Below are 7,385 nucleotides of genomic sequence, written 5' to 3' on the forward strand. Positions count from 1 at the left end.
ATAAATATTATGTTCTTTTTACTATGGTTGTTCGTATTGGGGCTGATATCGTACTTCTTGTTGCAGAACGGCACCAGCCGCATCACCAGGACTCCGATATGGCTGCTGTGGCTGGTAATGATGGCGCCCGCGCTGATTTGGAGTGGTTGGATGTTAGTGTACGGCACCAGCAAAACTGTACCGCCGGAGTTGGTAATTATACCTTTTCTGGTTTGCCCTTTTTTGTATTGGTTTTTGGTACAGTTGGGGCGCAAGAAAATTACGGCGGAAACTGTTGAGCAGGTAGCAGACTCTGCGACTGAACCTGTAAAGCCAAAACCGCCCGTGCGCCCGATCAATCAAGAAGAAGAAGCGAGTTTGCGCGATTGTTTTCCTTGGTCAATTTACTTTTTGCGAGATTTGGAATTTCGGCCGCAGGCTGTAATTTGTCGCGGACAGTTGCGGACAAACCCGGAGGCGGCTTATCAGGCGATTCGGGAGAATGTGGAGAGGCTTTTTGGCGATCGCTTTTTAGTAGTATTTCAAAACAGCTTGAGCGGTCAACCTTTTTTTGCTATCGTTCCCAATCCCAGCCACCAATCAGGGGAAACTCCTGTCACAACCGAATCTGTAACCCGGCCATTTTTCGCCTTAGCTTTGCTGCTAATCACGGTGTTTACGACTACGCTTGTCGGGGCGCGACTTGCCGGAGTTACTGAACAAGCTTTGCAGTCCAACCCATCAATGTTGCTGCAGGGTTTGCCTTACTCGCTGGCTCTAATTACTTTTTTGGGAATTCACGAATCCGGCCACTATTTAGCTGCCCGATTTTACAAAATTCGCACGACTTTGCCTTATTTTATTCCGATTCCTTTTTTCTTGGGAACTTTTGGCGCTTTCATTCAAATACGGAGCCCAATTCCCAACCGCCGAGCTTTATTTGATGTTAGTATTGCCGGGCCCCTGGCGGGTTTAGTTGCGGCAGTGCCATTATTAATTTGGGGTTTGGATCATTCGACAATTGTACCGCTGTCAGACAAGTCGGGAATGTTAAATTTTGACTCTTTCAAACCCAATTTTTCGCTGCTGATGAGTCTCTTGAGCAAGTTAACCTTGGGTGGTGCTTTCAATGCGGAAACTGCGATCGATTTGCATCCGGTAGCGGTGGCGGGTTATTTGGGTTTGATCGTGACGGCGTTTAATTTGATGCCGGTGGGACAACTCGACGGCGGGCACATTGTACACGCGATGTTCGGCCAGCGAGCGAGTATGGCGATCGGGCAAGTTGCTAGACTTTGTATGCTGCTGCTTTCTTTTTTGGAACAGGGTTTGCTGCTGTGGGCGATTATTTTGTTTTTCACGCCGCTAAACGACGAACCGGCGTTGAATGATGTCAGTGAATTGGATAATCGGCGGGATTTTTTGGGGTTGCTGGCGATCGGGCTTTTGTTAATGATTTTGTTACCCGCGCCCAGGGTACTCCTTGAGTGGTTAAATGTTTAGTCTCAAGAAGGGGAAGGGGAAGGGGAAATAGGAAGAAGGAAAAGGTTCATAAATCCTAGGGACTTTAGCATTTATCAACCCGCTCTTTCTAGACGCGATCGCGACGAGCGCGGCAAAATACATATTGTTAAAAAATTATCATCAATATTGACATTGAAACCATAGATGTGTTATTGTTTTCCCTGATTACGGGATAGATTCACCCACTGCAAGTGCTGCCATAGGTGCGATCGGCTAGATTTGCTAGCTAGTAGCTAGGTAAATTGGGAAGTCGATTCAGGGGAATTGGCATTTCAAATTTAATTAAACAGGACTTACGCACCGCCTATACATATAGCGTTCATATAGCGTTTCGTAGGGGCAATCCCTCCGGCGTTGCCTCTATCCATAGGATTGTTGCGTCCAGAACTATTGAATTTACCCTAGTCCCCTCGTCTTTGGTATAATGTGCGGGATCATTTAATAAAATTAAAATCGAGCTATGAATATTTTTGTACTTTCTTCACGGGGTTTATGGTCGAGCGTTTCCTGGGACCCTGTTTTTGAATTAGAAAATATTGTGGTACGAACCTGCAACGCACAACTTTTGGTACCATCTGCCCGCGATGTAATCCAGTGGTCATCCACACTTTATCCGCTAGCTGGTCGAGTAATCCGTAAAGCTGTTAAGTCTACTACAGGTGTATATAATTTACCACCTTTACCTCAATTGTCAGACAAACCTAATGTTTTACTGATGATTGGGATATCAGGAGCCGATCTGGAACTACTCTCAAGTATACCTAAGTGGAGGGAGCGTTTTGATGTTGTCATCGCTTATATTTTCGATTCTTGGGCACCGGAAATTTATTCAAAAAATGTCTATCATTTAGATCATTTATTCGTGGCACTTCCAGAAATTATAGATGAACTGAAAAAACGTTTTGGTATACCAGTATCCCTGATCCCTTTTGCTGCTGATGTTCTCGCTCAGGGTTCGTGTCAACTCAAGCGTTCAATAGATTTAACAAGCTTCGGGCGGATACCTTCACATTATGACACTGTGTTGTTAAATAAATTCAATCAACCTGGTTCCGAACAAATTTACTATAAATCTACGCCCAGAACAGCAGAGGAATTTCCGAAATTGCCTTACGAAATGCGTAGAGACGAGCCAGATACTCGGCTGCTATTTCACATTCTCAGACATAGCAAACTCACCTTGGCATTTGACACTCTCTATCCTGGTATGCGTCGGTTTCCTTACTCGTTTATTACACTGCGTTGGTTTTATGGTACTGCGACTGGCGGTGCGGTAGTTGGGAAGCGTCCAACTACACCTCTAATGGATGAGTTGATGAATTGGGAAGATGCTACTATTGAGTTGCCCGATGACCCGCAAAAAAGTGTTGAATTCATTAATGAACTTTTACAGGACGAGGTGAGGCTTAATTCTATATACAAACGCAACTATGTTGAGAGTTTAGCCCGTCACGATTGGAGGCATCGGATTCAAAGTATGCTGGAATCTGTGAAAATTCCTCTACCGCAGGGACTGCTGGAAGAACTGTCACAGATGAAGATGATTCATGAAAAAATGGTCAGCCGATTTTAGATTTGGGATTTGGGATTTGGGATGGGAGCTAGTACCTAGGTAGCGAATAAATAGACAAAATGGTACACTTATAGACAAAGCTACGGTGTACCATTTTGTTTAAACCACACGAATTCGCGAAAAAGCTCGGATTGTCAGTAAAAACACTCCAGCGTTGGGATGTTTCAGGAAAACTACCAGCCAAGCGCACCCTGTCGGGGCATCGGTTCTACACAGAAGACGATTTCTTGATAGCCAACGGCTTGAAGCCCGTAGAAGCCAAACGAAAGATCGTAGTTTACTGTCGAGTTTCATCCAGCGGGCAAAAGCCAGAGCTAAAAAACCAGTTGCTAGCGATGGAAGCCTTCTGCTTGGGACGAGGACTGAGCGTTGACGACTGGGTATCAGAAATTGGTGGCGGACTAAACTTTAAAAGAAAAAAGTTTCTAGCAATTATGCTGTCAATGCTCAAAGGTGAAATATCAATAATTGTAATTGCACACAAAGATAGGATGTGCAGATTTGCCTTTGAATTCATCCAAGAACTTGCCGTATCAGTCGGATGTGAAATTATAGTCGCCAACCAAGAATCACTGTCTCCTCAACATGAATTAGTAGAAGACCTGATGGCAATAATTCACTGTTTCTCCTGTCGGCTGTACGGTTGGCGAAATTACTCCAAGGAAATCAAAGAAAATTTAAAAAATGCTATTGACAAACCAGTACAGGACGTGGCAGAGTTAAACAAAGAAATCCAGTGTTGAGGTCGAACAATGCTTCTATCCATCAAAACAAAGTTAAAGCTAAACAAAAGTCAATCAACAGTTATGAGTAAACACGCTGGCATAGCGAGATTTACTTATAATTGGGGACTGGCTACTTGGAGCAGCCTTTATAAAGATGGATTGAAGCCCAACAAATACTTGCTCAAAAAATTCTTTAACAATCATGTAAAACCTGAATTTACGTGGATAAAGGAGGCGGAAATCTGTCAAAAGATAACTCAATACGCCTTTGACAATCTTGGAGATGCGTTTGCTAAATTTTTCTCAAAAAAAGGTGGATATCCCAGGTTTAAGAAGAAAGGGCATCACGACTCTTTCACGATTGATGCTAGCGGTAAGCCTATCCCCGTAGGTGGTACGTCTATAAAGTTACCGACAATCGGCTGGATAAAAACTCACGAAGGGTTGCCTCATACAACTTGCAAGTCAATCACCATCTCGCGCACTGCCGAAATTGAACTAGCAAAGCATCATGCAAAAATAGCAAACCTCAGAAAAGATACTCTGCATCAAATCACTACTTACTTATGCAAAAACCACGCAACGATAGTAGTAGAAGATTTGAATGTCTGTGGAATGCTAAAGAATCACAAACTTGCGGTATGGTAATAGCTGACTGCGGATTCCACGAATTCAAGCGCCAGTTAGAATACAAAGCTAAAAAGTTTGGCTGCGAGATCGTCGTTGCCGACCGCTGGTTCCCATCAAGCAAGACCTGTGTGCGATTCGTTCAGTCGAAACCGTGAAAACGGGGGATAACTGGCTTCTCTGGGGTAATCCTTAAAAGGATTGAGTTCGCACTTTAATCCCCTGTAGATGACAACTGAATTACCTTGTATGTGACTGCAAGTACCCTAGAAAGCAGAAGTCATACCCTACAAGTGCAGTAGTGACAGCACTACCCCTACTGAGGAGATTGGTTATCAAAATTGGTAAAGCGGGGTAGAAAGGTGGTAACTGCGAACTGTACGCAGAACACCATCGAGCATGAATTTATGAGTAAAGCTGCGGCTTGAATCCACGTCTGAACCATCGTGATGCTTAATGGGCTACGACAGTTATTGCCCAAGCCAAAAGGCAAAGATAACGGTGCTGGCAATTGCAGGTCTGACCAGTATGCACTACCCATAAACGGGCGTGGAAAGTGGGACTCTAAGGATTCAAACAAAAGGTGATTTGGAACGAAGTAACCCCTCAAAATCTCTCAGAATGGTCGAAATCTGAGCAGGAAACCATCCGCATGAATCGAGGGGAAGGATTGTCTAAGAAGCCAAAGCTTTGAGTAATATCGAAGATATGCTGACGTAGACACTTTGACTCAGATTGTAAAGGTGTAATTAGTAATGTATAAGTCTAAAACCGAACAACAGTTCAGGGTGGAATGGGAGAATGACATCCCTATCTGTATAGGTCAAGAGTCAAACCAGCAATGGAGAGACATCAACTGGAAACAGGTAGAAAGAGTCGTCTACAAGTTACAAACACGCATTTACAAAGCCAAAAGTCGTGGTGATTACAAAGCTGTCCGCAGGCTTCAAAAGACTCTGATAAATTCACGGTCAGCCAAGCTACTAGCTACCAGAAAGGTAACACAAGATAATCAAGGTAAGAAGACGGCAGGAGTGGATGGAATTAAATCTCTATCCCCAGAAGCACGTCTCAAACTTGCAGGACAATTACAACTTACGGATAAAAGTCGAAAAACTCGCAGAGTATGGATACCCAAATCCAATGGTGAAAAACGTCCACTTGGAATACCCACAATCAGGGACAGGGCAACTCAAGCCTTAGCTAAGTTAGCACTCGAACCGGAATGGGAAGCCATATTTGAGGAAAATTCCTATGGTTTTCGTCCGGGTAGAAGCTGCCATGATGCTATAGTCGCAATCTACATACATATCAACCAAAAGCCTCGATATGTATTGGATGCGGATATCGCTAAATGCTTCGATAAAATCAATCATCAAGCGTTGCTAAAGAAGATTAACAGCTTCCCAAGAATGCACCCAGCAGATCCAGGCATGGCTTAAATCTGGTGCAATGGATGGAAACCAACTCTTCACGACCGATGAAGGTACTCCTCAAGGTGGGGTAATATCCCCCTTACTGGCAAATATAGCCTTACATGGTTTAGAAAAGCTGGTTAAAGAGTATGTCAAATCAATCGATAGGAAGGATGTCAACGGCTACAAAATTAGACCGAGAGACAAAGTGAAAGCCACTGCACTAATCAGGTACGCTGATGACTTTGTGTGTATGCACGAAGAAAAAGAAGTTGTCGAAGGTTGTCAGAGAATTATATCCGAATGGTTAGCCGAAATGGGATTAGAATTAAAACCAAGCAAAACCAGAATCTGTCACACACTCGAAGCAGTAGAAGACCAAAATGGTTTTAACTTTCTTGGCTTTAACATTCGACAATATCCCACTGGCAAATATAGAAGTGCCAGAAATTCAAACGGTAATCCACTAGGATTTAATACGCTCATCACCCCAAGCAAAGAAAAAAGAGCCACCCACCAGAAAAAACTGGGAGAAGTGATAGACCGTCAGCTTAACGGAAAACAGTCCGAATTAATACTTGAACTTAATCCAATTATCAAAGGCTGGTCAAACTACTACTCCCATGTTGTCAGTCAGGAAACATTCAGCAACATGGATTATCTAGTCTGGCAAAAATTAAAAAGATGGGCTATTCGTCGTTGCCCAAAAAGCAATAAGTACGAAATATTCTCAAGATATTGGAAAACAGTAGGCACGGACAACTGGAGATTCTGCACGACCGAAGGATTGAAGTTAGCCAAACACGGCGAGACAGAAATCACAAGGTTCGTCAAGGTTCAAGGTAACAGAAGTGTTTATGACGGAGATTTTACCTACTGGGGAACCAGACTGGGAAAACATCCTGAAATTCCAATGAGAATGGCAAGGCTACTCCAAAAGCAGAAAGGAAAATGTGCGTACTGCGGAAACTATTTCAAGCAAGACGATGTTATGGAAATTGACCATATTCAACCAAAATCTCAGGGAGGGAAAGACCAATATGGCAATCTCCAACTTCTTCATCGTCATTGCCATGATACAAAAACTGCCAGCGATGGTAGTTATGGTGCTTGTGTAAAAAGCTCAGTCAAAGAGGAGCCGGATGAGGTGAAAGTCTCAAGTCCGGTTCTGAATGAGAGGTGGGGAAAGTGATTTCCCCATCGACTCTAACTCAAATTGCGGACACATCCAAGATATGCCGTTGAAAGAAAGGATTTACAACTGTGAAAGTTGCGGTCATTCGATGGACAGGGATTTAAATGCAGCCATAAATTTATCGCGGTTGGCTAAACCGTGAAAGCTTACCGAGGGATAGCCGCTCCCATGCTCCCGATGAAGTAAGAAGCAAATGTCTAGACTTGTCTAGTATTTGTAGAGCAGAATTACTGATACTTTTAATCCAGACAATCCCCGACAATCGGCAACAATCTGAATATAGCACACTCATCAGACAGGTCCCAGAGTATGGTGGTATCCCACAAAGCTTTGAGAAAAATCCCCAA

The 7,385-nt window shown here is 43.5% G+C and carries 8 protein-coding genes; all 8 read left to right on the top strand.

Annotation, left to right across the window (positions count from 1 at the left end; translation table 11 throughout):
• Positions 1-9 precede the first annotated feature (9 nt).
• The 8 genes from QT990_RS26760 to QT990_RS26795 all read left to right on the top strand — a co-directional run bounded on the left by QT990_RS26760 (position 10) and on the right by QT990_RS26795 (position 7,180).
• Positions 10-1,482, top strand: coding sequence for a site-2 protease family protein (locus QT990_RS26760; RefSeq protein ID WP_333144759.1), 1,473 nt, complete (start codon positions 10-12; stop codon positions 1,480-1,482).
• Between the two features lie 481 nt (positions 1,483-1,963).
• Positions 1,964-3,076, top strand: coding sequence for a glycosyltransferase (locus tag QT990_RS26765; RefSeq protein ID WP_333105143.1), 1,113 nt, complete (start codon positions 1,964-1,966; stop codon positions 3,074-3,076).
• 92 nt (positions 3,077-3,168) lie between these two features.
• A complete protein-coding gene (locus tag QT990_RS26770; RefSeq protein ID WP_333306749.1) occupies positions 3,169-3,819 on the top strand; it encodes an IS607 family transposase in 651 nt (216 codons plus the stop codon).
• Positions 3,820-3,828: 9 nt separating this feature from the next.
• Entirely contained in the window at positions 3,829-4,449 is a 621-nt protein-coding gene (locus QT990_RS26775) for a transposase (RefSeq protein ID WP_333306745.1), read from the top strand.
• A complete protein-coding gene (locus tag QT990_RS26780) occupies positions 4,443-4,586 on the top strand; it encodes a zinc ribbon domain-containing protein (protein ID WP_333306747.1) in 144 nt (47 codons plus the stop codon). Before QT990_RS26775 ends, QT990_RS26780 begins: the two co-directional genes overlap by 7 nt.
• A 597-nt stretch (positions 4,587-5,183) precedes the next feature.
• On the top strand, positions 5,184-5,870 hold the full coding sequence (locus QT990_RS26785; protein WP_333148350.1) for a reverse transcriptase N-terminal domain-containing protein: 687 nt from the start codon (positions 5,184-5,186) through the stop codon (positions 5,868-5,870).
• A gap of 10 nt (positions 5,871-5,880) precedes the next feature.
• Entirely contained in the window at positions 5,881-7,035 is a 1,155-nt protein-coding gene (locus tag QT990_RS26790; protein ID WP_333148347.1) for a group II intron maturase-specific domain-containing protein, read from the top strand.
• Positions 7,016-7,180, top strand: a complete 165-nt coding sequence (locus tag QT990_RS26795; RefSeq protein ID WP_445252100.1) for a zinc ribbon domain-containing protein — start codon at positions 7,016-7,018, stop codon at positions 7,178-7,180. Before QT990_RS26790 ends, QT990_RS26795 begins: the two co-directional genes overlap by 20 nt.
• The last annotated feature ends 205 nt before the right edge of the window (positions 7,181-7,385 follow it).

The organism is Microcoleus sp. T3_B1 (assembly GCF_036700445.1).
GTDB lineage: Bacteria > Cyanobacteriota > Cyanobacteriia > Cyanobacteriales > Microcoleaceae > Microcoleus.